Source organism: Streptomyces sp. NPDC001549 (assembly GCF_042894025.1).
GTDB classification, from domain to species: domain Bacteria; phylum Actinomycetota; class Actinomycetes; order Streptomycetales; family Streptomycetaceae; genus Streptomyces; species Streptomyces kutzneri.
Genome location: NZ_JBIAVJ010000012.1, coordinates 20128 through 42679 on the forward strand (window position 1 = coordinate 20128; position 22552 = coordinate 42679).

General features: G+C 73.2%; 21 protein-coding genes, 1 tRNA gene and 1 riboswitch. Of the genes, 4 read left to right on the forward strand and 18 right to left on the reverse strand.

Annotated elements, in window-relative coordinates:
• Positions 1-70 precede the first annotated feature (70 nt).
• Both ACFY04_RS20580 and ACFY04_RS20585 read right to left on the reverse strand, forming a co-directional pair.
• Positions 71-988, reverse strand: a complete 918-nt coding sequence (locus ACFY04_RS20580) for a hypothetical protein (protein WP_389118546.1) — start codon at positions 986-988, stop codon at positions 71-73.
• On the reverse strand, positions 985-2400 hold the full coding sequence (locus tag ACFY04_RS20585) for a phenylacetate--CoA ligase family protein (protein ID WP_389118548.1): 1416 nt from the start codon (positions 2398-2400) through the stop codon (positions 985-987). Before ACFY04_RS20585 ends, ACFY04_RS20580 begins: the two co-directional genes overlap by 4 nt.
• Positions 2401-2795: 395 nt before the next feature.
• Between ACFY04_RS20585 and ACFY04_RS20590 the strand changes: the two genes are divergently transcribed.
• Both ACFY04_RS20590 and ACFY04_RS20595 read left to right on the forward strand, forming a co-directional pair.
• Positions 2796-3593, forward strand: a complete 798-nt coding sequence (locus ACFY04_RS20590) for an IclR family transcriptional regulator (protein ID WP_389118550.1) — start codon at positions 2796-2798, stop codon at positions 3591-3593.
• Positions 3594-3746: 153 nt separating this feature from the next.
• Positions 3747-4193 (forward strand): hypothetical protein, encoded by a 447-nt coding sequence (locus ACFY04_RS20595; protein ID WP_389118552.1) that lies wholly within the window; start codon positions 3747-3749, stop codon positions 4191-4193.
• A gap of 93 nt (positions 4194-4286) precedes the next feature.
• On the opposite strand, the gene ACFY04_RS20600 is transcribed toward ACFY04_RS20595, so the two are convergent.
• From ACFY04_RS20600 to ACFY04_RS20630, 7 genes are all read right to left on the reverse strand, one after another.
• Positions 4287-4360: transfer RNA gene (locus ACFY04_RS20600), tRNA-Pro, on the reverse strand.
• Between the two features lie 137 nt (positions 4361-4497).
• Complete coding sequence (locus tag ACFY04_RS20605) at positions 4498-4860, reverse strand: MmcQ/YjbR family DNA-binding protein (RefSeq protein WP_314246537.1); 363 nt, start codon at positions 4858-4860, stop codon at positions 4498-4500.
• Between the two features lie 72 nt (positions 4861-4932).
• Positions 4933-5478, reverse strand: coding sequence for a GAF domain-containing protein (locus ACFY04_RS20610; protein ID WP_389118553.1), 546 nt, complete (start codon positions 5476-5478; stop codon positions 4933-4935).
• Positions 5475-6113, reverse strand: a complete 639-nt coding sequence (locus ACFY04_RS20615; protein WP_389118555.1) for an ATP/GTP-binding protein — start codon at positions 6111-6113, stop codon at positions 5475-5477. Before ACFY04_RS20615 ends, ACFY04_RS20610 begins: the two co-directional genes overlap by 4 nt.
• Positions 6091-6504, reverse strand: coding sequence for a DUF742 domain-containing protein (locus ACFY04_RS20620; protein ID WP_389118557.1), 414 nt, complete (start codon positions 6502-6504; stop codon positions 6091-6093). Before ACFY04_RS20620 ends, ACFY04_RS20615 begins: the two co-directional genes overlap by 23 nt.
• Positions 6501-6935 carry a roadblock/LC7 domain-containing protein gene (locus tag ACFY04_RS20625; RefSeq protein ID WP_314246967.1) on the reverse strand — a complete coding sequence of 145 codons (435 nt, stop codon included), beginning with the start codon at positions 6933-6935 and terminating at the stop codon, positions 6501-6503. Before ACFY04_RS20625 ends, ACFY04_RS20620 begins: the two co-directional genes overlap by 4 nt.
• A 38-nt stretch (positions 6936-6973) precedes the next feature.
• A complete protein-coding gene (locus ACFY04_RS20630; RefSeq protein ID WP_389118559.1) occupies positions 6974-8890 on the reverse strand; it encodes an ATP-binding protein in 1917 nt (638 codons plus the stop codon).
• Between the two features lie 319 nt (positions 8891-9209).
• On the opposite strand from ACFY04_RS20630, the gene ACFY04_RS20635 reads away from it, so the two are divergent.
• Positions 9210-9515, forward strand: a complete 306-nt coding sequence (locus tag ACFY04_RS20635) for a hypothetical protein (RefSeq protein WP_389118560.1) — start codon at positions 9210-9212, stop codon at positions 9513-9515.
• Positions 9516-9619: 104 nt separating this feature from the next.
• On the opposite strand, the gene ACFY04_RS20640 is transcribed toward ACFY04_RS20635, so the two are convergent.
• The 3 genes from ACFY04_RS20640 to ACFY04_RS20650 all read right to left on the reverse strand — a co-directional run bounded on the left by ACFY04_RS20640 (position 9620) and on the right by ACFY04_RS20650 (position 12895).
• Positions 9620-10861 (reverse strand): MBL fold metallo-hydrolase, encoded by a 1242-nt coding sequence (locus ACFY04_RS20640; protein WP_389118561.1) that lies wholly within the window; start codon positions 10859-10861, stop codon positions 9620-9622.
• 98 nt (positions 10862-10959) lie between these two features.
• Positions 10960-11745 carry an SGNH/GDSL hydrolase family protein gene (locus ACFY04_RS20645; RefSeq protein WP_314246523.1) on the reverse strand — a complete coding sequence of 262 codons (786 nt, stop codon included), beginning with the start codon at positions 11743-11745 and terminating at the stop codon, positions 10960-10962.
• 163 nt (positions 11746-11908) lie between these two features.
• Complete coding sequence (locus ACFY04_RS20650; RefSeq protein WP_389118562.1) at positions 11909-12895, reverse strand: LysM peptidoglycan-binding domain-containing M23 family metallopeptidase; 987 nt, start codon at positions 12893-12895, stop codon at positions 11909-11911.
• Positions 12896-12897: 2 nt separating this feature from the next.
• Positions 12898-13096, reverse strand: a riboswitch (cyclic di-AMP (ydaO/yuaA leader).
• Positions 13097-13388: 292 nt separating this feature from the next.
• Here ACFY04_RS20650 and ACFY04_RS20655 point away from each other — a divergent pair.
• On the forward strand, positions 13389-14180 hold the full coding sequence (locus ACFY04_RS20655; protein ID WP_389118563.1) for a tyrosine-protein phosphatase: 792 nt from the start codon (positions 13389-13391) through the stop codon (positions 14178-14180).
• A 47-nt stretch (positions 14181-14227) separates the two neighbouring features.
• On the opposite strand, the gene ACFY04_RS20660 is transcribed toward ACFY04_RS20655, so the two are convergent.
• From ACFY04_RS20660 to hpnE, 6 genes are all read right to left on the reverse strand, one after another.
• The gene (locus tag ACFY04_RS20660; protein WP_389118564.1) at positions 14228-15646 is read right to left on the reverse strand and encodes an aspartate aminotransferase family protein; all 1419 of its coding nucleotides are present in this window, start codon (positions 15644-15646) and stop codon (positions 14228-14230) included.
• Positions 15643-16674: an adenosyl-hopene transferase HpnH gene (gene hpnH, locus ACFY04_RS20665; protein ID WP_389118565.1), complete on the reverse strand. Its 1032-nt coding sequence runs from the start codon at positions 16672-16674 to the stop codon at positions 15643-15645. Before hpnH ends, ACFY04_RS20660 begins: the two co-directional genes overlap by 4 nt.
• 5 nt (positions 16675-16679) lie before the next feature.
• The gene (locus ACFY04_RS20670; RefSeq protein ID WP_389118567.1) at positions 16680-17345 is read right to left on the reverse strand and encodes a 1-hydroxy-2-methyl-2-butenyl 4-diphosphate reductase; all 666 of its coding nucleotides are present in this window, start codon (positions 17343-17345) and stop codon (positions 16680-16682) included.
• Entirely contained in the window at positions 17345-19690 is a 2346-nt protein-coding gene (shc, locus tag ACFY04_RS20675) for a squalene--hopene cyclase (RefSeq protein WP_389118569.1), read from the reverse strand. Before shc ends, ACFY04_RS20670 begins: the two co-directional genes overlap by 1 nt.
• Before the next feature lie 120 nt (positions 19691-19810).
• Positions 19811-20977, reverse strand: coding sequence for a polyprenyl synthetase family protein (locus ACFY04_RS20680; protein WP_389118571.1), 1167 nt, complete (start codon positions 20975-20977; stop codon positions 19811-19813).
• Positions 20974-22353, reverse strand: a complete 1380-nt coding sequence (gene hpnE, locus ACFY04_RS20685; RefSeq protein WP_389118573.1) for a hydroxysqualene dehydroxylase HpnE — start codon at positions 22351-22353, stop codon at positions 20974-20976. The genes ACFY04_RS20680 and hpnE overlap by 4 nt, the downstream gene beginning before the upstream one ends.
• Between the last annotated feature and the right edge of the window lie 199 nt (positions 22354-22552).

The following is a 22552-nucleotide window of genomic DNA, read 5'->3' on the forward strand; positions in this document are numbered from 1 at the left end:
TCATGTGGTCCTCCGATCGCGCCGGTGTCCCGCAGTTTCAGGCTAGCCGCGCCCGGGCGGTGCGGCCCGCTCAGGCCACGGGTTCGACGGCGGCACCGCGGCTGGCCGGCGCCTGCGGCGCCGCGCCCCGGCGCGTCCCGCGCAGGACCACGTCGGCCATCCGCCGCTCCGGGCCCCTCCGGCGCAGGTAGCGGTAGCCGAGGAAGGCCGCCGGGCCGAAGAACACCTGGGCCGGGACGAGGGCCGGCGCGTGGTCGGTGGCCGCGGCGAGGACGTGCAGCGTGGCGACCGGGGCCACCGCGCCGAAGAGGGTGACCAGCGCGATCCCGGTCCGCAGCCCCGGCTTCCCGTACGCCTTGTAGGCGGTGGTGGTGAACAGGGCGTACGCCAGCAGGTCACCCATGCCGACCACCGCCCCCAGGTCCTCGCCGATGCGCAGGCCCGCGGCGGGGGCGTACGGATACCCCTGGATGGCGTCGGACAGCTGCTGGGTCAGCGGTACGGCCCAGGCGAAGAAGGCGTCGTACGCGGTGAGCGCGAGCAGGAACCAGGCGACGTTCTTCAGCCGCATGCCGCCCTGCACGTTGAGGTTGGTGGCGGAGACGACGATCAGTGCGACGACGGCGCTGTTCGCCACCCAGTACGGCGGCGCGGTCTCACCGAAGGCCAGGTGCGAGAAGAGGACGCTCGCGATCAGGACGGCGATCAGCGCCCAGCGCAGCCGGCCGTTCCCGATCACGGGCTGGTAGCCGACGGACAGTCCGCCCGCGAAGACGAGCGCGAGCACCACCGGGAGGACCGCTCCGGGCAGCGTCAGGTAGATGTACGGCAGCGCCAGGACGAAGCCCATCATCATGAAGATGTCGCTGCCGTTGAAGACGCCGACGGGCGGCCTCGGGGTGCGTACGGCACGGAAGTAGGCGATCGCACCGGCGCACACCCCGACCGCCAGGGCGATGGTGACCGCGAGCTGGAAGAAGACGCTCATGCGTGGCTCCGGGTGAAGGTGTGCTCCGACAGGTCGCAGCGGAGGGGGAAGAGGCGCGCGGCCTCCTCCGCGTCCACCGGCAGGACCGTGACGCGGGCGTCGATGTCCCGGGCCCGCAGCCGCTCGGTCACCTCCGCCTCGGTGACCTCCTTGGAGGCGACCTCCACGTGGAGCCGGCCGTCGGCCCCGGCCTCCGCCCGGTGGCGCAGCGGGAACGGCAGGCCGGGGGTGCCGTCCAGGGCCTCCAGGATGTCGCGCGGGGTCACGATGCCCTCGACGGTGCGGTGCAGTGTGCCCGCCTTGCCGAGGATGTGGGAGACGGCGGGCACGGCCGCCAGCTCGCAGTCCGGTTCGCCGTCCAGGGTGCGGACCACGTCACCGGTGTTGTACCGCAGGACCGGCATGCACTCCCGGTAGGGGAAGTAGGGGGTGACCGTCAGTTCGCCGAGCCGGCCGGGGGCGGCGGGCTCGCCGGTCACCAGGTCGAGCACCTCGGTGTACCCCATGTTGGGGTCGATGTGGAGGTGCCGCTCGCTGCAGGTGCGGCCGCCGACCGGCAGCAGTTCGGTCATGCCGAAGGCGTCGCCGACGGTCGGGGCGCCGAAGGTCTCGCGCAGGGCGTCCGACAGGCTCCGCGACAGCATCTCCCCGCCGGCGTAGATCGCGCGCAGCGCGAAGTCGGCGGGTCCGCAGCCGCGTTGCCGGGCGGCGGTGACCATCTGGCCGAGGTAGCTGGGGTTGCCGGTGAGGATGGTGGGCCGGGTGCCACCGACCGCGGTGAGCAGGTGCTCGACGGACTCGTCCGGCGGGATCTGCCCCACGACGTGGCACGAGGCGTTGGCGAGCCGGCACACCTCGACGTCCTCCTGCACGGCGGCCGTCGCCCTGGAGCTGAGGTTGATCTGCATCCGGTCGCCGGGCCCGAGATCGCCGCGCAGCACCAGGGACAGCGCGATCAGCGCGGGCCAGAGTTCCATCTCGTAGCGGGAGAGCCAGATCTGCACGGGTCGGCCGGTGGTGCCGGTCGTCTGGGTCGCCAGGTAGGGGGTACCGCACAGGAAGTCGGCGGGGCGTTCGACGAGGTCGGCCTTGCGGGTCACCGGGATCCCGGTGAGCGTCGCGGCGGTCACGCCGTCGAGGTCGATGCCGGCGAGCCGCTCCCGGTAGAACGGGGAGTGCCTGGCGAGCCTGCGTACGGTCCGCCGGAGCGCGCGGTCCTGCAGGTCCCTGCGCTCGTCGGGATCGGCGAACGGTCCGTCGGCCAGTTCGTCGACATCGTCGCCGAGCGAGCCGAACTCCTCCAGCGTGAGGAGCGCGTCGGCGACCAGTCGCTCGACGGCCCGTACGTTCAGCCGCCGGCCGAACACCATCGCCATGGCCACCCGTACCTGGCGGACACCGGTCTCCAGCACTCTTGCCTCCCTGGGGCGTGGCGGAGGGGTGGGAGCGACGCGCCGCCCCCACCCCTCACTTCTTCGTCAGCTGGCGGAACAGGTGGCGAAGAAGACCGCCGTCATGGCGCCCATGACGTACTTGAACTGCTTGGCGCTCGTCTTGATCGCGCTCATCGGATCCTCCTTGTTCGTTCCGGTCGGACGGTCCCTCGGGCTCCCCTGAAGTCGCCGTAACGTTCCGTCACTTGGACGAGAGCACAATGGCGCGATCGCATCGCACGGGCAATGATCTGGTCCATTCAACGGACCGGTGAACGGGGGAAGGCACCACCGATCCCTCCAACGAGCCGGTACGAACGGGGAGTTCTGGTTCCGTCCGACCGATGGGGCCAGGCGTGAAAGGGGGACCGCCCATGGCCAGATCCGGCGCAGAGGGGCGGGGCGTACTGGAAGGCGCGTTCGCGTTGATGGAGGTGCTCGCGGAGGGCGAGGAAGTCGGGCTGACCCGCCTGGCGACGGACGCGGAGCTGCCGAAGGCCACCGCCCACCGGCTGCTGGGCCAGCTGGTGGCACTGGGTGCGGTGCAGAGCCGCTCCGGCCGCTACCGGCTCGGGGCGAGGGCCTTCCGCCTGGGACAGGCATGGCACCCGGCGCGGGCACTGCGCGCGGCATCGGCCCGGCCGCTGCGTGAGCTCGCCTCGGCGAACGGCCGGCTGACCCTCAGCCTGTCGGTCGCGGAGGCGGGACAGACGATCGTCGTCGCGGGTCTGCGCGGCGAGGCGGACGACGTCTTTCCGCTGAGACCGGGCGTCGTGCTGCCGCCCGGGAGCGCGGCCGAGCTGATCCTGGCGGCTTCCGCCCCGGCGGCGGAGCCGCCCGAGGGACGGACGGCGGCCTCCTGGGCCCGTGAGGTCGCGCAGGCCAGGGAGCGGGGGTTCGCCTTCCAGTACGGGGAGTGCGTGAGCTCGCTCTCGTGCGTGTCGGCGCCGGTACTCTCCGCGTCCGGGCAGGTGGTCGCCGCCGTGGCGGCGACCAGCCCGGACGCCGGCCAGATCGCCCCGCTGGGCGGGTCCGTGGCCCGGGCGGCGGCGATGATCAGTGCGAACCTGTCCCGACGGCCGGCCACCCCGGCGGCCCGGCCGCACCGCGAACGGCCCGCCCGCCCGCCGGGTCCCCGGGCGGCGCACCCCGTCCTGGCGGGTCCGCACTAGCGGGCGTCCCCGGCGACGAGGGGCCGTTCCGGATTCCTCCGGAACGGCCCCCTCCTGTGGCCGGAGTGCCGACGGAGGGTGATCGTGCCACGCTGAATCGGGGGAACGCCGATTCCGGTGCGCCGGGTCGGCTCTGCCACCGAGGAGACCGACATGGCCAGTGACGCCAGCAGACCCCGGACCAGTGCACCGCAGCCCAGCGCCTGGCATGCGCCCACATCGGGCAGGACGATCGCGGCAGGCGCCCTGATGGTCTTCGCGGGCGCCATGGCGATCTTCGAAGGGATCGCGGCCCTCGCCAGGGACGACCTGTTCGTCGTGACGCGGCACTACGTGTTCGAGTTCAGCGTGACGGGCTGGGGCTGGGTCCACCTGATCGTGGGCATCGCCCTCGTCCTCGCCGGCTGCGCCGTGTTCACCGGAGCCCTGTGGGCGCGCTTCTTCGGAGTGGCCGTCGCCGGACTCGCGGCGATCGCCAACTTCCTGTGGGTGCCGTACTACCCCTGGTGGGCCCTGACCCTGGTCGTCGTCAACCTGTTCGTGGTCTGGGCGCTGTGCACGGGCATGCACCGGGAGGCCGACGCGAGCATGACCCCCTGACCTCGGCCGGAACACCCGGGGAAGGTCGGAGAACGATCGAAGGGCCGCTTCGGATTGCTCCGAAGCGGCCCTTCGATCTACGACTCTCACGAGTCGGGACGACAGGATTTGAACCTGCGACCCCTTGACCCCCAGTCAAGTGCGCTACCAAGCTGCGCCACGTCCCGATGCGCGCTGACCTGGGGTTTCCCCTGGTTGAACGCGCAGGAGAACGATACCGCACTTCGTGGGGTGGTTGCGCGCACCTTTTCCGTCTCCGGGTCCGCGCGGCCGTGTCGCCGCCGTCAGCCGGCGTCAGCCGCCGTCAGCCGGCGTCCACAGTCAGCTCCGGATGCGCGGCGATCAGGCGCTTGGGGGCAGCCTGGAGCCAGGAATCGGTCAGGATGGAGCGCAGCTCGGCCTCGTTCCGCACGGCCGCGAGCCGGACCCGGATCCAGGCGTAGTTGTCGTCGTGGCCCGCCCGCAGGAAGAACTTCTCGGGTTCCGCCGCGATCAGCTCGGCCCGGTCCTCCTTGGGGCACTTCACCCCGATCGAGGTGTCGTCGTCGGCGAGCGAGACGAAGATCTTCCCGCCCACCCGGAAGGTCGGCATGCCCCATGCGAGCTTCTCGCTGCTGTCCGGAAGCGACAGCGCGATCAGGCGGACGTCCTGCGCGGTCGTGGCCATCCCCGAGACTCCTCTCCAGCCACCGGTGAACCCTTGTCCGATGACCGTAGCCCCCGCCACCGGCCATGCCGCTCACCCCCGCCGGTCCTCCCGCTCGTGCACCAGCGCCACCAGCTCCGCCGCGAGCGCCTTCACCGTGGCGAGGCCCTCCGTCCCCCACCGCCGGGGCACCACGTCCACCGCGCACACCGTGCCCAGGACGATCCCGCGCCGGTCCGTCAGCGGCGCGCCCGCGTACGACCGCACCCCGCTCTCGTCCACCACCGCGTTGCCCGCGAAGCGCGCGAAGTCCCGTACGTCCTCCAGCACCAGTGCCCGCCGCCGCACCACCACGTGCGGGCAGTAGCCGTGGTCGCGGGCCAGCACCCGCGCCGGGTATCCGCTCGCCGGGGCCTCGGCAGCGTGGTGCAGCCCGGCGAAGAACTGCCGTTCCTCGCCGATGAAGTTGACCCCCGCGTACGGTGCGCCGAGCACGTCGGCGACGCGCCGCGCGAAGGCGTCCAGTTCGGCGTCCGTACGCTCCCCCAGGCCCAGCTCGCGCAGCCGGACGGCACGTGCGGGTGCCTCCCGGTCCACCGGCGTGAGCAGCAGGTGCCCGGTCGATTCGTAGTACGTCATGGCGGTTCCCCCGACTCCGAAGACGAAGAGCTGGCTGTGGACATGCAGAGCAGGTGGCGGACGAGGGCGGCCAGCGCCCCCGTCCCGGAGCTCGCGAGGCGCGCGTCGCACCGAACGACGGGCACCTCGGGCCCGAGCCCCACCGCCTCGCGGACCTCTTCGGGCCCGTAGCGGTGACCGCCGTCGAACTCGTTGACGGCGACGATGAAGCCGATCCCGCGCCGCTCGAAGAAGTCCACGGCGGGGAAGCAGTCGGCCAGGCGCCGGGTGTCGGCGAGCACCACCGCCCCGAGCGCGCCCGCGCACAGCTCCTCCCAGAGGAACCAGAAGCGGTGCTGCCCCGGGGTGCCGAAGAGGTAGAGCACGTGGCGCTCGTCCAGGGTGATCCGGCCGAAGTCGAGCGCGACGGTCGTCGTGGTCTTCTCCTCGACGCCGTGCAGCGGGTCGGAGCCCGCGCCGAGTCCGCTGAGGAGTTCCTCCGTGCTCAGCGGTTCGATCTCGCTCACCGCGCCCACGAAGGTGGTCTTGCCCGCCCCGAACCCGCCCGCGACCAGGATCTTCAAGGTCGCGGGCGGGGCTCCGGCGGCCGGGGCCGGGGCGGGAGCGGGGGCGTCACAGTCGTTTACGCAGGCCATCGAGCACCGCCAGGAGCAGGGACCGGTCGTCGGCGGCGAACGAGCCCCCGCCCGGGAACCGCGGCGCCTGCGCCAGGACGGCCCCGTGTTCCATCAGGTCGGACAGCAGCACCTTCACCACGACGGCGGGCAGCCGCAGCTGCCCGGCCACCTCGGCGACGGTGACGGTGGTGGCGCCCGCGCACATCCGCAGGGCGAGCGTGTGCTCCGCCCCGAGCGGGACGTGCGGCCGCACCCCGGTCGCGCTCACCAGCGAGAGCAGGTCGAGCGTGAAGCCCGGCCTGGTCCGCCCCCCGCTGGCGGTGTACGGGCGCATCACGCGGCCCGCCGAGTCGTCGAGCCACGGTGTGTCCCGCCCCTTCGCGTACGCCCCCGTCCCGCGGGCCCTCATCGCTCCACGTCGGCGACGGGCCGCCGCGGCGGGGCCGCGAGGTACGGACGTACGCTCTTGACCAGCATCGCCATCTCGTAGCCGAGCACCCCGGCGTCGGCCTCCCGGTCGGCGAGGACGGCCAGGCAGGTTCCGGATCCGGCCGCGGAGACGAAGACGAGCGCGCTGTCGAGTTCGACCACGACCTGCCGCACCTCGGCGCCGTCCGCGAAGCGGGAGCCCGCGCTGCGGCCCAGGGAGTACAGCCCGGAGGCGAGGGCGGCCAGGTGGTCGGCGCTGTCGGCGTCCAGCCCGTGCACGCAGGTCACGAGCCCGTCGGCGGTGAGGATCACGGCGCTTCGTGTGTACGGCACGCGCTGCACCAGGCCGCTGAGCAGCCAGTCGAGGTCAGAGAGCCGGCCGCCGGTCTTCGTCGCCACTTCGCCGCCCATGGGGGTGAGCTCCTTGCTGATGAGGTGAGGGGTCGGGGTCATACCTGGTTCTCCGACTGGGCCAGGCCAAAGCCCCGTTGGAAGGCGGCCATCAGGCCCGGGTCGTGCACCGGCTGCCCGGGGTCCGCGGCCCGCCGGGGGGCGGGGGCCTCCCGCAGCTGGGGCGCGAGGTGCTCCTGGGCGCGGCGCCGGGGCAGCCGTGGCCGGTCGCCCGGGGCGGGCTCGCCGGGTGCGCCGGATACGGGATCGGCCGCGGGCGCCGGTTCGGGTGCGGGCGCCGACCAGGCCACCGCTCCGGCCGGCGAACCCGGCGCGGACCCGACCCGGGGATCGGCCGCGGGCGCCGACCAGGCCACCGCACCGGGCCCGTCCGTCGCCCCGGACCGGGGCGACGGCAGGGACGCGGGGCGGGGCTGGGGCCGGGGTTCCGTCCGGGGCCGGGGCACGGGCTGGGGCGCGGGTTCCGACGGGGTCGCCGCTCCGGGCCCCGGCCGGGTGCCGGTGCCCGCCAGGGGCACGGGGGCGGACGGGGCGAGGGACGGGGAGGCGGGCGCGGGTGCGGGTCCGGGTGCAGGTGCGGGGTGCGGCTCGGGGTCGTGCGGGGCCGTGGCCCCCGGGCCGCCGGGGGCCTGCCAGGCCTCCGGCAGGGGCGTCGGCAGGGGCATCCGTACCGGCTCCAGCGGCGGCATCGCCGACCCGTGACCGGTCCCCCACGAGGTGGCCCGCGAGCCGCCCGCCGCGTCGGCCGCGGTGGGCGCCTCCGCGCCCAGCAGCTCCTGCGGCAGCACCAGCACGGCGAGCACACCGCCGTAGATGTTGGACTTGAGCTCGACGGCGATCCCGTGCCGGCGGGCCAGCGCCGACACCACGAACAGGCCGATCCGGCCGTCCGCCAGCAGGTGCCGGACGCTGATCTGGTCGGGGTCGCCGAGCAGGGCGTTCATCCGGTGCTGCTCCTCGGCCGGCATGCCGAGTCCCCGGTCCTCCACCTCGACCGCGATCCCGGCGGTGACCCGCTCGGCGCGCAGCACCACATCGGTGTCGGGGGCGGAGAAGACCGTGGCGTTCTCGACGAGTTCGGCCAGCAGGTGCACCACGTCCGCGACGGCGTGCCCGCGGACACTGCCGCCGGCCGGGGGCACGACCTTGACCCGGGTGTACTGCTCGACCTCCGCGACCGAGGAGCGGAGCACCTCGCTCAGGTCGATGGGCCTGGTCCACTGGCGGCGGGACGCGGCGCCGCCCAGTACGGCGAGGTTCTCGGCGTGACGGCGGATGCGGGTGGCGAGGTGGTCGACGTGGAAGAGCTCCTTGAGCAGGTCCGGGTCCTCGACCGTGTCCTCCAGATCGTCCAGCAGCGAGATCTCGCGGTGCACGAGGGACTGAAGCCGGCGCGCGAGGTTGACGAAGACCTCGACCTTGCGCTCGCTGTCGGTCGGGGCGGCCGGTCCGGCCAGCCGCAGGAGGGTCGTGTGCGCCTCTTCGCGGGCGCCCCGCAGCTCCTGGGAGAGCAGCCAGAACTCGTCCACCCCGGCCGGATCCCCGCCGGGCAGCGGCGAACTCGGCCCGCCGCGCACCGGGCGGGCCGGGGTCTCGCCCCGTTCCAGCCGGTCGGCGGCCGTGCGCAGTTCGCCCCGGCCGCGCACGCTGGAGCGGCGCAGCGCCTCGCACCGGTCGCGTACGGCCTTGGCGGCGCGCTGGGCGCCGAGCAGGGCCGCGGCGAGGGCGCCGACCACGAGGAGGGCGCAGCCGGTGAGCACGGGCCACAGCCGGGCGTCGCGGTCGCCGGCTCCCCCGCCGAGCTGGAGGGTGAAGATCACCGCGGCCGCGCCGCTGAGCCCGGCGGCGAGTGTGGGCAGTACGGAGGAACGCACCAGCAGGGGGCGTATCTGCCGGCCGGGACCGGTGACGGCGTGTCTCGACGGGGCATGGCGGGCGGCGCGGAGTCCGGACATCTGCGTCCTCGGTACGTGGGGCCCGGCCCCCAGCGTTCCCGGGGCCCGGTGTTGATCACCGAATACCCACGCTAGACCCCATCGCAGCACCCCGGACCGCCAGTTGGCGAACTTCGCGGGGGTGCTTCCCGCTCCCGGTGGAGCGCTCGTACAGCAGCCCGAATGCGCCGGTCGGGCCCTGTGGACCGCCCCGGCGGCGCCCCACGGCGGCCGGTCACACCGGCCGGCGGACCGCCGGACGGGAACTGACTCCCGCTGCCGGCGACTTGGGGTAGAACTGTGGCTGTCGGCAGTTGGTCCGCACTCTGGAGCACGACGAATGACCACTTCGGTTCCCCCTTCGGGCGAAGGTGTCACCCCGGCACCATCCCCCACGGGAACGACCGCCGCGGCTCCGGCCGCACCTGATCCGGCGGCTGTGGCCGCGGAGGCGGCCTCGGAGGAGCGCGCCAAGAAGGAGGCACTGGCGCAGCTCCGGGGCAGGCTCGTCTCCTCGGTCCTGTTCGCGCTGATGCCGACGCTCATCCAGTTCCTCGCCGGCCGGCAGACGGCGGGCTACGTCCAGCCCGTCAAGGATTGGATCAGGCGCGTCCGAAGGGGCGGTCGGGAGCGTCGCAGGCTCTGAGCACGAAGGACCCCCATGGGGTACGTCCCGTGGGGGGGTCCTTTCGTGGGCTGCCGGCCGCCCGGATGTGCCGGGACGGCCCGTTCCTGCCCCGGTGCCGTGCGTTACGAGCCGACGGACTCCGACTTCTCCTGGCCGTCGACAGCCGCCGACACCACCCGGGCAGCTGCCGCCGACGCTCCGCCCGCCCCGAGCGGCGGCACGGCCGAGCGGCCGTCGACTGGGCCGCCCGCTGCCTTTCCGGCGACGAACGGCCGCCACCACGGTGCGGTGGGTGCGTCCGCCGAGCCGGGCTCGAAGGGCTGTCCCGGAATGGGGAGCGCGATGGCGGCGTCCGCGTTCTTCGATGCGGTCAGCGTGCCTTCGCCCGGCTCGTCCCACGGGTGCAGGGCCAGGTTGAAGGTGCCCCAGTGGATCGGCAGCATCGTCCCGTGGGGGGTGCCGCCCTGCAGGTCGAGGTGGGCGCGCATGCCCTCCTCGGGCGTCATGTGGATGTCGGGCCAGTACTCCGAGTAGGCACCGATCTGGATCATCGTGGCGTCGAAGGGCCCGTGCTCGGCGCCGATCTCCTCGAAGCCCGGGAAGTAGCCGGTGTCCCCGCTGTGGTAGATCCGGTGCTCGTCGCCCGCGACGACCCAGGACGCCCACAGGGTGTGCTGCTGGTTGCGCAGGCCGCGGCCGCAGAAGTGCCGGGCGGGGGTGGCCGTGAGCGAGAGGCCGGCGATCTTGGTGCTCTCGTTCCAGTCCAGCTCGCGCAGCCGGTCGGCCGGTACGCCCCAGCGTTCCAGGTGCGCGCCGACGCCCAGCGGGACGGCGAAGACCGTGTCCGTACCGGCCAGCGCCTTGATCGTCGGCACGTCGAGGTGGTCGTAGTGGTCGTGCGAGATGACCACGACGTCGACCGTGCCCAGCGAGGCCAGCGGGACCGGTACGGGGTGCAGCCGCTTGGGACCGGCGAAGGGGAAGGGGGAGCACCGCTCGCCCCACACCGGATCGAACAGCACCCGGCGCCCGTCGATCTCCGCGAGCACGCTGGAGTGCCCCATCCAGGTCAGCCGCAGGCCGCTCGCGGGCGGCTTCGCCAGGTCCGCGAGGGTCGTCGGGTGGACCGGGATCGGCGCGGCGGGGCTGCGCCGCACCCGCTGCTCCCGGTGGAAGTAGATCTTGGCGAACTCGGCCATCGACCCCGAGGGCCTGTTCCGGGCCCCGACCGGGTTCTGGAAGACGCCGTCGGCGAAGTTCGGCGAGCGCTGGATCCGCTCCAGCCGGGCACCGGACGGGTCCGCGCCGAAGGCTTCGGGCCGCAGGGCACGCAGCCGCGGACGCAGGGGACGGGAGCCGGTCAAAGCGCCTCCAGGGAGGATGGGGTCAGGATGGTCGTCGCTCTACGACCATCCCAACGCACACCGGCCCCGAAGGATTCCGCTTCCGGCTCCCGCTCCCGCTACAGCGGCAGCAGGTCCGGCCGCTTCGCCTCCACGTGGTCCCCGGAGGACTCCCCGCGCAGCCGCCGGCCGATCCACGGCGCGAGGTGGTCCCGCGCCCACTGGATGTTGTCCCGGGTCACGTCCACCGAGCCGCGCGGCCGCTGCGGGGGCCACGGCTGGTCGGGGTCGGCCGGCACGTCCAGCCCGAGCACCTGCGCGGCGCGCAGCGCGACCCGCGTGTGTCCCTCGGGCGAGAGGTGCAGCCGGTCCGTGTCCCAGGCCCGCCGGTCCTGTACGGACTTCAGCGACCAGAGGTCGAGCACCGGGCAGTCGTAGCGGTCGGCGATGGCGCGGACGTGCGCGCTGTAGGTCGCCACCTTGCCGCGGAGGTGCTTGAGCACCGGTACGCCGCGCGTGTCGAAGCCCGTGGTGATCATGACCTGGCCCACGGACCCGGTGAGGTCGGCCACGGCCGCCTCGAACCGCTCCGCCACGTCGTCCGGGTCGGTGCCCGGCCGGATGATGTCGTTGCCGCCCGCGCAGAAGGTCACCAGGTCCGGTGCGAGGGCCTTGGCTCTCGGAAGCTGGTCGGCCACGATCTGGTCGAGGAGCTTCCCCCGCACCGCCAGATTCGCATACCGGAAGTCATGCTCTTCGCGCTGATCGGCCAGGAGCACGGCGAGCCGGTCCGCCCAGCCGAGAAAAGAATCCCCGGGTCCCGGGTCCCCCACGCCCTCGGTGAAGCTGTCCCCGATCGCCGCGTACGAGCCGATGGTCTTGAGTTTCGTCGTCGTCGCTGCCACGAGAACCCATCCTTCACTCCCGTAACCAACCTACGCCAACGTAATGAGGGGTTGACGGACCGTGATCTATACCACGCGAGGGATAAGGAATAAGTACACGCGAGGCCGGGACCCCCCTCGGGTCCCGGCCTCACGCGTGTCGGTGCTCCGGCGGCGGGTGCCGTCAGAGGCTCGCGCCCTTGGAGCGGAGGTAGGCGATCGGGTCCATGTCCGAGCCGTAGGACGGGGTCGTACGGATCTCGAAGTGGAGGTGGGGACCGGTCGAGTTGCCGGTGGAGCCGGAGAGGCCGATGGCCTGCCCGGCGGTGACGCTCTGGCCGGAGGAGACGGAGAGCTGGGACAGGTGGGCGTACTGGGAGTACTTGCCGTCCGCGTGCCGGATGACGATCTCATTGCCGTACGAGCCGCTCCAGCCGGCGGAGACCACGGTGCCCGCGCCGACGGCCTTGACGGTGGTGCCGGAGCTCGCGATGAAGTCGACGCCGGTGTGGTAGCCGGAGGACCACATGCTGCCGGCGACCTTGTACTGGGTGGAGACGCCGCCGCCGACCGGGGCCACGAAGCCGCCGGCGGACTGCGGCGCGGCGGCGGGGGCCTCGGCCTGGGACTCAGCGGCGGCTTCCCGCTGCGCCGGGGCGGCCTGCTCGGCCTGCTTGCGGACCGGCTTCGGCGCGGCCGGCTCGGCGTCGGCCTCGGGGGCCGGGGCGGCCTCGGCCTCCGCCTCGGCCGGAGCCGGCTCGGCGGGACCGCCGAGGTTCAGCTTCAGGCCCGGGTGGATCAGCGACGGGTTGCCGCCGACGGCCTCGCGGTTGTCGGCGTACAGCTGCTCCCAGCCGCCGGACAGGTGGCGCTCGGCGGCGATCTTGGAGAGGTAGTCGCCCGGCACGACGGTGTAGACGGTCGGTGCGGCCTGCACGGCGGCGACGGGGGCCGCCTGCAGAGCGACGGGGGCCTGCGGGGCCACCGCGGGGGTCACCGCGGGGGTCACCGCGGGGGTCACCGCGGGGGCGGCGGCCGGGGCACCGGCCGCCTGGGCGCCGGCGGCACCGATCAGCGGCAGCGCGAGGGCCGCGCCACCGGTTCCGGCGACGGCGAAACCGCGGGAAAGGGAAAGGGACTTGGGACGGCGGTGCTTACCCTTACCAGGCATGACAAATTCCTCTCCGGCGCCTGCGAGGTGAGCTGTCGGGTTCGGACTGGAGATGTCCGGCCGTACATGTACGGGACACGCACGACTTCACCCCGAGCCGTCCCGGCGAAAGGATCTCCGGGTCGGCGGCTTGCCTGGTTCCCCCGCTCCTGCCGCGCGAATAGGTCGGATGCGTTTTCCGGGAGGCGGCAGGATTTGGCGGTCCACCCGGATCGATCGCGAAGGTAATCCCTTGCGGCCACACGGAACAAGCCGTGAATTCCCTGACGGAATAACAGGCATGAGGGACCGACGGAATTACCGTCACCCTCCGTCCATTTCCCGCCGCCAACAGCCGCCCCGACGGGGCCATTCGCCTTTAGCGATCAGGCACTCACGGTCACCGTATGATCTGGCTCACGGGGACGCGCCCGATCTCGCCTCCGGATATGGCAAGTTGGCGCCAAGCAGTGCAATTCGGACAGAGGGCCCACGACGTGGCGAAGGAGTTGCTTTGACCCAGCAGATACAGGAGCCGGAGCTGTCCGGAGTGCGCAATTTCCGCGATGTGGGCGGATTGCCGACTTCTGACGGCCGAACGGTCAGGACGGGACGACTGTTCCGAAGCGGACATCTTGCGCATGCCACTGAAAGCGACGCAGAGTTCCTCGCCTCGCTCGGCCTCCACACCATCTTCGACTTCCGCAACGTCGCCGACCACGCGCTGGAGGGTCCGGACGTCGAGCTGCAGGGCGTGCGGAACGTCAACATCCCGCTCTCGGACCCGGCCGACGGCCGGGAGTTCTGGCGGCTGGTCCGCGACGGCGACCTCGTGCAGCTGCGCGAGCTCCTGGGCGACGGCAAGGCCGCGGCCCGGATGTCGAACTCGTACCGCGGGATCATCCGGCAGCGCACGGCCGAGCACAGCCGGGTCGTGCACGCCCTCGCCGAGGACAGCGTCCCCGCGCTGATGCACTGCGCGGCCGGCAAGGACCGGGCCGGCCTGTCGATCGCCGTCACCCTGCTCGCGCTGGGCGTCGAGCGCGAGGCGATCGTGGCGGACTACCTGGAGTCGAACGCCCCGCACCGCCGCTACCGCGTGCGCCGCACCGACGAGTCGGAGGGCGCCCGCTCCCCCGAGGTGATGGAGCTGCTCGCGCCGCTCTTCGACGCCCGCGCCGAGTACTTGGTGGCCGCCTTCGACACCATCGACGAGATCTGGGGCGAGGTGGACCGCTACCTGGCGGAGGGCCTCGGGCTGACGCCCGAGACCCTCGACCGGCTGCGGGACCGGCTCCTCGTCTGACGGGGGCGGGAGGGCGGGGACCGGTCCCCCACGGGGCGGGCGGGCCGTCAGCGCGTGGCGACGGCCTGCTTCACCAGGGTCCGGCCGAAGTCCCAGATCAGCCCGGACCCGCCGTGCGCCTCGTCCATGACCTCACGGAAGGCCCCGACGAACCGGTCCACGTCCGCCTCGTCCACGATCAGCGGCGGGATCAGCTTGATCACCTCCAGGTGGTCCCCGGAGACCTGGGTGAGGATCCGGTGCTTCTGCAGCAGCGGCACCACGACCATCTGCGCGAAGAGCCCCTTGCGGGCCGCCTGCAGCATGGTCCACCGGCTGCGCAGGCCCAGCGAGGACGGCCGGCCGAACTCGATGCCGATCATCAGCCCGCGCCCCCGCACCTCGTGCAGCAGCTCGTACTCGTCCACCAGCGCGGCAAGCCGCCCGCGCAGCAGGTCGCCCATGGCCCGGGCGTTCGCCACGACCTCCTCGTCCTCCATGACGGACAGGACCGCGAGGCCCGCCGCCATGGCCTGGGCGTTGGAACCGAAGCTCGCGGAGTGCACGAGCACCCGGTCCATGGACGAGTAGACCTTCTTGAAGATCCAGTCCTTGCCCAGGGTCGCGCCGACCGGGACGTATCCGCCCGACAGCGCCTTCGCCACGCACACCAGGTCCGGTTCCACGCCCGGCTCATGCTGGTACGCGTAGAAGTCGCCGGTACGTCCGAGGCCGGTCTGCACCTCGTCCGCGATCAGCAGCGCCCCCCGCCGGTGCAGCATCTCCTGCGCGGCGAGCAGGAATCCGGGCGGGGCGGCCAGGACCCCCTTGCCCTGGATCGGCTCCACGACGAAGGCGGCCACGTCCCCGCGCTTCAGCTCGCGCTCCAGGGCCGCGAGGTCCCCGAGCGCGATCTTCGTGTCGGGGAGCAGCGGTGCGAAGCCGTCGCGGAAGCCGCCCTCCCCGTTCACCGAGAGGGAGCCGGTGGTCAGCCCGTGGAAGGCGTGGTCGCAGTAGAGGATCCTGGGGCGCCCGGTGGCGTACCGGGCGAACTTCAGGGCCGTCTCCACCGCCTCGGTGCCGCTGTTGCCGAAGAAGACCCGCTCCAGGTGCGGGCTGTACGAGAGCAGCTTCTCGGCCAGCAGCCCGGGCAGCGGCTGGCAGTCGAACCGGGTCAGGTCGGCGAGCTGGGCGTCCAGGACGTCGTGCAGGGCGCGGCGGACGACCGGGTGGTGCCGGCCCAGGCCCATCACTCCGAACCCGGCCAGCATGTCCAGGTAGTCGTTGCCCTCCGCGTCCCAGAAGTGGGCACCCTCGGCCCGCTCGTAGACCTTGTCGAAGCCGATGGTGTGCAGCATGCGGGGCAGCTGGTGGTTGAGGTGCCGGGCGTGCAGCTCGTACCGCTCCGCGCCGCGCTCGGCCAGCAGGGCGCCGAGGTCGAAGCCCTTGCCCCGGCCGCCCCCTTCCTCCTGTGGCTGCCCGGTCATGCCGACTTGCCCCGGTTGCTTGCGATGGTCTCCCGGGCCGCGCGCAGGGATTCCTTGAGGGAGCCCATGGTGGCGAGGACGGCGGTGGGCTCGTAGCCGCAGTGCGCCATGCAGTTCGCGCAGCGCGGGTCCTTTCCGCGGCCGTACTTGTCCCAGTCGGTGTCGTTGATGAGCTCGCGGTACGTCGGTACGTAGCCGTCGCTCATCAGATAGCAGGGGCGCTGCCAGCCGAAGAGGGAGTAATTCGGAATGGCCCAGGCCGTGCAGGGGAAATCGACCTTTCCTTCCAGGAAGTCCAGGAAGAGCGGTGAGTGGTTGAGCCGCCAGCGCCGCCGGTTGCCGCCTGCGAAGGCCTTCCTGAAGAGTTCTCGGGTCTGGTCGACGCCCAGGAAGTGCTCCTGGTCGGGGGCCTTTTCGTAGGCATAGGCGGGCGAGATCATCATTTCGTCGACCTGGAGGTCGTCATTGAGGTAGTTGAGTACCTCGATGATCGTCTGCGGGGTGTCGGTGTTGAAGAAGGTGGAGTTGGTGGTCACCCGGAACCCGCGCTTCTTCGCCTCCTTGATGGCGGCGACCGCCTCGTCGAAGACGCCTTCCTTGGCCACCGACTCGTCGTGGCGTTCGCGCAGACCGTCGATGTGCACGGCGAAGGCGAAATACGGGGAGGGGGTGAACTTCTCGATCTTCTTGCGCAGCAGCATCGCGTTGGTGCAGAGGAATACATACTTCCGCCTCGCCACCAACTGCCGGACGATCTCGTGGATCTGCGGGTGCATCAAGGGCTCGCCGCCCGCGATGGACACCATGGGCGCACCGGACTCCAGCACGGCGCCGACCGCCTGGGCGACCGGCATGCGCTGCTTGAGCACCCCGGCCGGGTGCTGGATCTTCCCGCACCCCTCGCAGGCCAGGTTGCAGGCGTAGAGCGGTTCCAGTTCGACGATCAGCGGGAACTTCTCGCGCTTGCGGAGCTTCTGTTCGAGAAGATACGTCCCGACCCTGATGGACTGGCGCAGCGGCATGGCCATCTGGCTCACCTCCTGGGGAGCAGCAACGAACGGTGCCATTCATGAAACGCGGGCAGTACGGCACGCAGGACACGGAAGGCCGATATTCCCCCGCGAACCGTGCCGATACGGACGAGCTCGTGCTCCGGAGCGTCCACGATCACCCGGACGGCCGCAACCGGACGGCCACCGCCCCGGGTGGCGGTCCACAGGGTGGCCGCGGACTCCATGTCGACCGCGATGGCGCCGGTGGCGCGCAGCTGCGCGCGCTCCTGGCCGCGGACGACGTGGTCGGATCCGGTCAGCGCGCCGGTGTGCACGGTCCGGCCCGGCGCGGCCCGGGTCAGTGCCTCGGCGAGCAGGGCGCTGCCGGTGCAGGTGACGGTTCCCTGCGGGTCCCGGGTCTCCTCGGCGACGACCAGGTCCCCGGGGTGCATGCCGGGGACCAGCCCGGCGCAGAACCCCGTGGCGAGGACGGCGGCGAGGTCCATTCCCGGCCGGTCCAGTGCCCGGCCGACGGCCCGCTCGGCCGCGCGCGGGCCCATCCCGGTGCGCAGCAGGACGTGCCCGCCGGCCGGTCCGCGTCCCGGGCCGCGGCAGGTGCTGCGCAGCGCCGCCTGCTCGATGCGCAGCGCACAGGCCACCAGCAGCGGGCCGGGCCTGCGGGCCCGGTCCCCGCCGGCGGCGGACATCACGCCTCCCCGGCCGCTGCAGGGTGCGCTCCGGCCGGGGCGAACGGTTCCCCGTACAGGTAGCGGCCGAGCGCGGTGAGCGGGAACACCTGCCGGTACAGGTGGTAGTTGATGGAGAAGTCCCAGGGGAAGCCGGTGCCGGTGAAGTACGGCTCGTCCCAGGTGCCGTCCTCCTTCTGGGTCTCCACCAGGTGGGCGATGCCCCGCTCCACGGCCTTGCCCTCGCGCTCGCCGGCCGACAGCAGGGCCATGAGCGCCCAGGCGGTCTGCGAGGCGGTGGAGGCGCCCTTCCCGGCCCAGGAGGGGTCCTGGTAGGAGCGCTGGTCCTCGCCCCACCCGCCGTCCTCGTTCTGTACGGATTCCAGCCAGCGCACGGCCCGCCGGATCGCGGGATGCCCCGGGGAGATCCCGGCGGCGGTGAGGGCCGGGACCACCGAGCCGGTGCCGTAGACGTAGTTGGTGCCCCAGCGGCCGAACCAGCCGCCGCCCGGCTCCTGTTCGGCCAGCAGCCAGGCGATCCCGCGCCGGGTCCGGGCGTCTCCCGCGCGGCCCTCGAAGGCGAGCATCTCCACCACGTGGGCGGTGACGTCGGCCGAGGGCGGGTCGATGACCTCGCCGAAGTCACAGAAGGGCAGCTTGTTCGGAAGGGGGCTGGTGTTGTCGGCGTCGAAGGCGCCCCACGCCCCGTTCCTCGACTGCATGCCGAGGTTCCAGGACACCCCGCGGGCGATGGCCGCCTCGACCCGGGCCGGGTCCGGGTGCTTGATCCGGCGCAGGGCGAGCACCACCTCGGCGGTGTCGTCGATGTCGGGGTAGGTGTCGTTGTGGAACTCGAACGCCCAGCCGCCGGGGGCGAGCCCGGGCCGGCGCACGGCCCAGTCGCCCGTGCGGACGATCTCCTCGCCGAGCATCCAGTCGGCCGCCTTGACCAGCGCGGGATGGTCGGGGCGCAGGCCCGCGTCGGCCAGGGCGATCGCGGCGAGGCAGGTGTCCCACACCGGGGACTGACAGGCCTCGATCATCCGGGCGCCGTCCGCCCGCCACACCGCGAACCGCTCCAGGGACTCCAGTCCGGCGCGCATCACCGGATGCCCGAGGTCGTAGCCGAGCAGGTGCAGGGCGATGACCGAGTACACGGCGGGTGGCTGGATCCCGCCCCAGCAGCCGTCGTTCTCCTGGCGTTCGACGATCCAGCGGCCGGCGGTGGCCATCGCCGCCTTGCGCAGCCGGCGCGGGGCGAACCGCCGGTAGACGTGCAGGGCCCTGTCCATCCGCTGGAAGGCGCCGTCCCAGCTGGTCAGCGGGGCGAGTCTCCTGGCGGGGTTGGGCGTGCGCGCGTCGGCGTGCAGCTCGTCGAGGGCGAAGGGGGCCGGGCGGACCGGGCGCAGGGCGGAGACCACGGTGAGCGGGACGATGGTCTGGCGGGCCCAGCAGCCGAAGTCGTAGATGTTCAGGGGCACCCAGGGCGGCAGGAAGACCAGCTCGGGCGGGAGTTCGGGCAGGTGTTCCCAGTTCCACCAGCCGAAGAGGGCCAGCCAGATCCGGGTGAAGACGCGGGCGGCGGCGATCCCGCCGTGGGCCCGGATCCAGGCCGAGGCGCGGGTCATGTGCGGGGCGTCCGGCGCGTCCCCGGCGAGGCGCAGCGCGACGTAGGCCTCGATGGTGGCGGACAGTTCGGGCGGTCCGCCGTGGAAGGTGGCCCAGGTGCCGTCCTCCCGCTGTTCGCCGCGGATGAAGAGGGCGGCGGCCCGGGTGGTGGCCTCGTCCCGGATCCCGAGGAACTGCCGCAGCAGCAGGTCCTCCGCGTCCATGGTGACGTTGGTCTCCAGGTCGCCCTTCCACCAGCCCTCGGGGTCCTGGCGGTCCAGCAGGTTCCTGGTGGCGCGCGCGGCGGCCTCGTACACCCCCGGCCGGGTGCCGTCCGGCGGGCGGGGCAGGTCGGCGGCCGCCGTGGTCCGGCCCGGCCGGTCGGGCCCCGGGCCGGCGGACGGGTCCGCCGTGAGGGCACGGCCGCCGCCCCGGCCGGTGTTCGGCGCGGGCGGGCCGCCCGGCTTTGCCGCCGGCGGCATCGTGGCCACGCCCTGTCGGCCGGCGGGCGGGGCCAGCTGCCCCGGTTCGGCCGCCGGTGGGGCGGAACGGGCGCCCTGCGCGCCGGGCGTGCCCGGCGGTCCGTACTCGGCCCGCGGGCCTGCCCGGCCCGCACGGGACGGGGCAGGCGGCCCCGGTTCCGCGGCCGGGCCACGGGCGCGCCCCACGCCGGGACCTGCCGGGAGGCCCTGGGCGCCCGGGGTGGATTCGCTGCCGGCGCCGGCGCTCTCGGCGCTGCCGTCGGTCGTCGCTGTCATGGCTTCCCCTTAGAACAGTGTCCTCTGCTGTGCTGGGGTCTGCCGTCGGCCGGTGCGCGCCACGCTCAGGTGGCGGCGCCGGCCGGCGACTCGCGATTCATATCCGCTGTCGGGTGGCGATCACCTCTTGCGCACGACGACGAAGTCCGCGAGGGCCACGAGCTGGTCGCGCACGCGCTGCGGCATGTCGACGTCGTCCAGGGCCCGGATCGCGACGGCGTGCTGGCGGCGCGCCTCGTCGGCGGTCCACCGGCGGCCGCCGGCCGCCTCGATGAGGGCCGCGCGGGCCGCGAACTCCTCCTCCGAGAAGTTCTCGAAGTCGCTGCTCTTGGCGTCGGCGGCGAGCAGTTCGGCGAGCTGCTCGGAGGCCTCCCCGCCGGCGGCGAGGGCGGCGACCACCGGCAGGGACTTCTTGCGCTGGCGCAGGTCGCTCCAGGTCTGCTTGCCGGTCGCCTCCGGGTCGCCCCAGATGCCGAGCAGGTCGTCGACGGCCTGGAAGGCGAGGCCCAGGTGGTAGCCGTACTCCTCCAGCTTGTCGGCGGTACGGTCGTCCGCGCCGCCGAGCACCGCGCCGATGGAGACCGCGCAGGCGAGGAGCGCACCGGTCTTGTTGCCCTCCATCTCCAGGCACTCCTCGACGCTGACGCGCTCGCGGTGCTCGTAGGAGATGTCCTGCGCCTGGCCGTCGATGAGCTTGCGGCTGGCGGTGGTCAGCCGGCGGGTCGCACGGCCCGCCTCCACGGTGCCGAGCTCCAGCAGCACCTCGTTGGCGAGGGCGAACAGGGCGTCGCCGACCAGGATCGCGAGGGCCGGTCCGTGCACCTTCCACACCGTGTCGCGGTGGCGGCGCTGCTCGTCGCCGTCCATCAGGTCGTCGTGCAGCAGCGAGAAGTTGTGCACGAGCTCGACCGCGACGGCGCCCGGGATGCCGACCTCGGCCGCGGCGCCCGCCGCCTCGGCGGAGAGCAGTGCGAGCGCGGGACGCACGGCCTTGCCGCCGTCGCCGTCCGCCACGTTGCCCTGGGCGTCGATCCAGCCGAAGTGGTAGGCGGCGACGGTGTCCATGGGCGCCGCGAGCCGGTCGACGGCGGCGCGGAGCGCGGGGGTCGAGAGCGTACGGCCGCGTTCCAGGAGCGCGATCGTGTCCGCCTTCTCCACGCCCCCTCCGGCTGTGCCCGCACTGGCATCCGTGTTCTCGACAGCCGGGTTCCCCGGGTTCACTGGCTCTCCTCTTGTTCCTGTACTTGCGGTGCTGGTGGTGCCGGTGCTGCTGATGGTGCTCGTCATGCCGCCTCCTGCAGAGGGTGTTCGCGGTGGCGGCCGAGCGCGGCGAGTGCGGCGTGGGCCGCGCTCAGTCCGCTCCGGACGGCGCTCTCCATGGTCGCGGGCCAGCCCGTGGCAGTCCACGCACCGGCGAGGTAGAGCCCCGGCGTGTCGGTGTGCGCCCCGGGGCGCAGCCGGCCGACGCCGGGGGTGGGGGCGAAGGTGGCCGTCCGCTCCCGGGTGACGAAGAAGTCCCGGACCTTGGCGCCGCTCGCGGCGGGCAGCAGCCGCTCCAGCTCGGGCAGGTACTTGGCGCGCAGGACCGAGACGGGCTCGTCGATGTCGTCCTGGGCGACGGACTGGGACAGGGCCAGGTACTGGCCGCCGTCGGTGAGGCCGGAGGATTCGGTGCGGTCGAAGACCCACTGCACCGGGGAGCCGAGGGCGGCGAAGAAGGGCTGCTTGAGCACCTTGCGGTCGTAGACCACGTGGACGTTGAGGATGGGCGCGGTGCCGATGTCCAGGAGCTTGTCGGGGTCGGGGAGGGCGCCGGCGGGCAGCAGTCCGTGCGCCTCGCGCTGCGGGACGGCGAGGACGACGGTGCCCGCCTCCAGGGACTCGTCCTCGGTGTCGATCCGCCACGCCCCCTCGGGCATACGGGAGATGTCCGTGACGCGGGTGCGCAGCTCGGTCCGTACGCCGGCCGCGTCGAGCGCCTTGCGGGCGAGGGTGTCGTGCAGTTCGCCCAGCGGTACCCGGGCCCAGCCGATGTCGGCGGCGCCGTTCTCGGAGAGCAGGCCGGTCTTGAAGACCATGGCGGCCAGGCCCAGCGAGGACTGCTCGGCGGTGGCGTTCAGGGTGGCGATGCCGACCAGGTCCCACAGGGCCTCGATCGTGCGGGCGGACTGCCCGTAGCGGCCGAGCCAGGTAGCGAAGTCCAGGCCGTCCAGCGCCGGGTCGGTCGGGTCCAGGCGGCGCAGCGCGAGGGCGGCGCGGCCGACGCTCAGGCGTTCGGCGAGGGAGAGGTGCCGGTAGCGGGCGAGCGATCCGGCCAGGTGCAGGGGGACGGGCAGGGCGCTGCGGCGCAGCCGGCCCAGGCGCGGTCCGCCGGGATGGGCGACGTCCAGGACGGGTACGTCGAGCCGGTCCTGGAGGGGCGCGAGGGCGGCGCCGTCGATGCGGTCGAGGAACCACCGGTAGCCGGTGCAGCAACGCAGGTAGACGTGCTGGCCGTTGTCGACCTCTAGGTCGCCGCGCTTGAAGGAGAAGGCGAGCCCGCCGAGCCGGGGGCGGCCCTCCAGCAGGGTGACGCGGAGCCCGGCGTCGGCGAGTTCGAGGGCCGTGGTGACCCCTGCGAGTCCGCCGCCCACGACGACGGCGTGCTGTTCGAAGCCGGTCATGCGCCCTCCCCCGTGGTGCGGTGGCCCTCCGGGCCGGCCGGTCGGTCCTGAGCGGGCGGGGCCGCCCGGCGCGCGGCGGCCCGGCCTGCGTGGCCGCGGTCCGCCGGAAGAGACGCACCCGCCGCCGGGGCGGTTGCCCGGGCGCCGTCCCTGCCGGGACGGCCCGACGGGCGCAGGCGCAGGTGTGTACGCGCCGCGG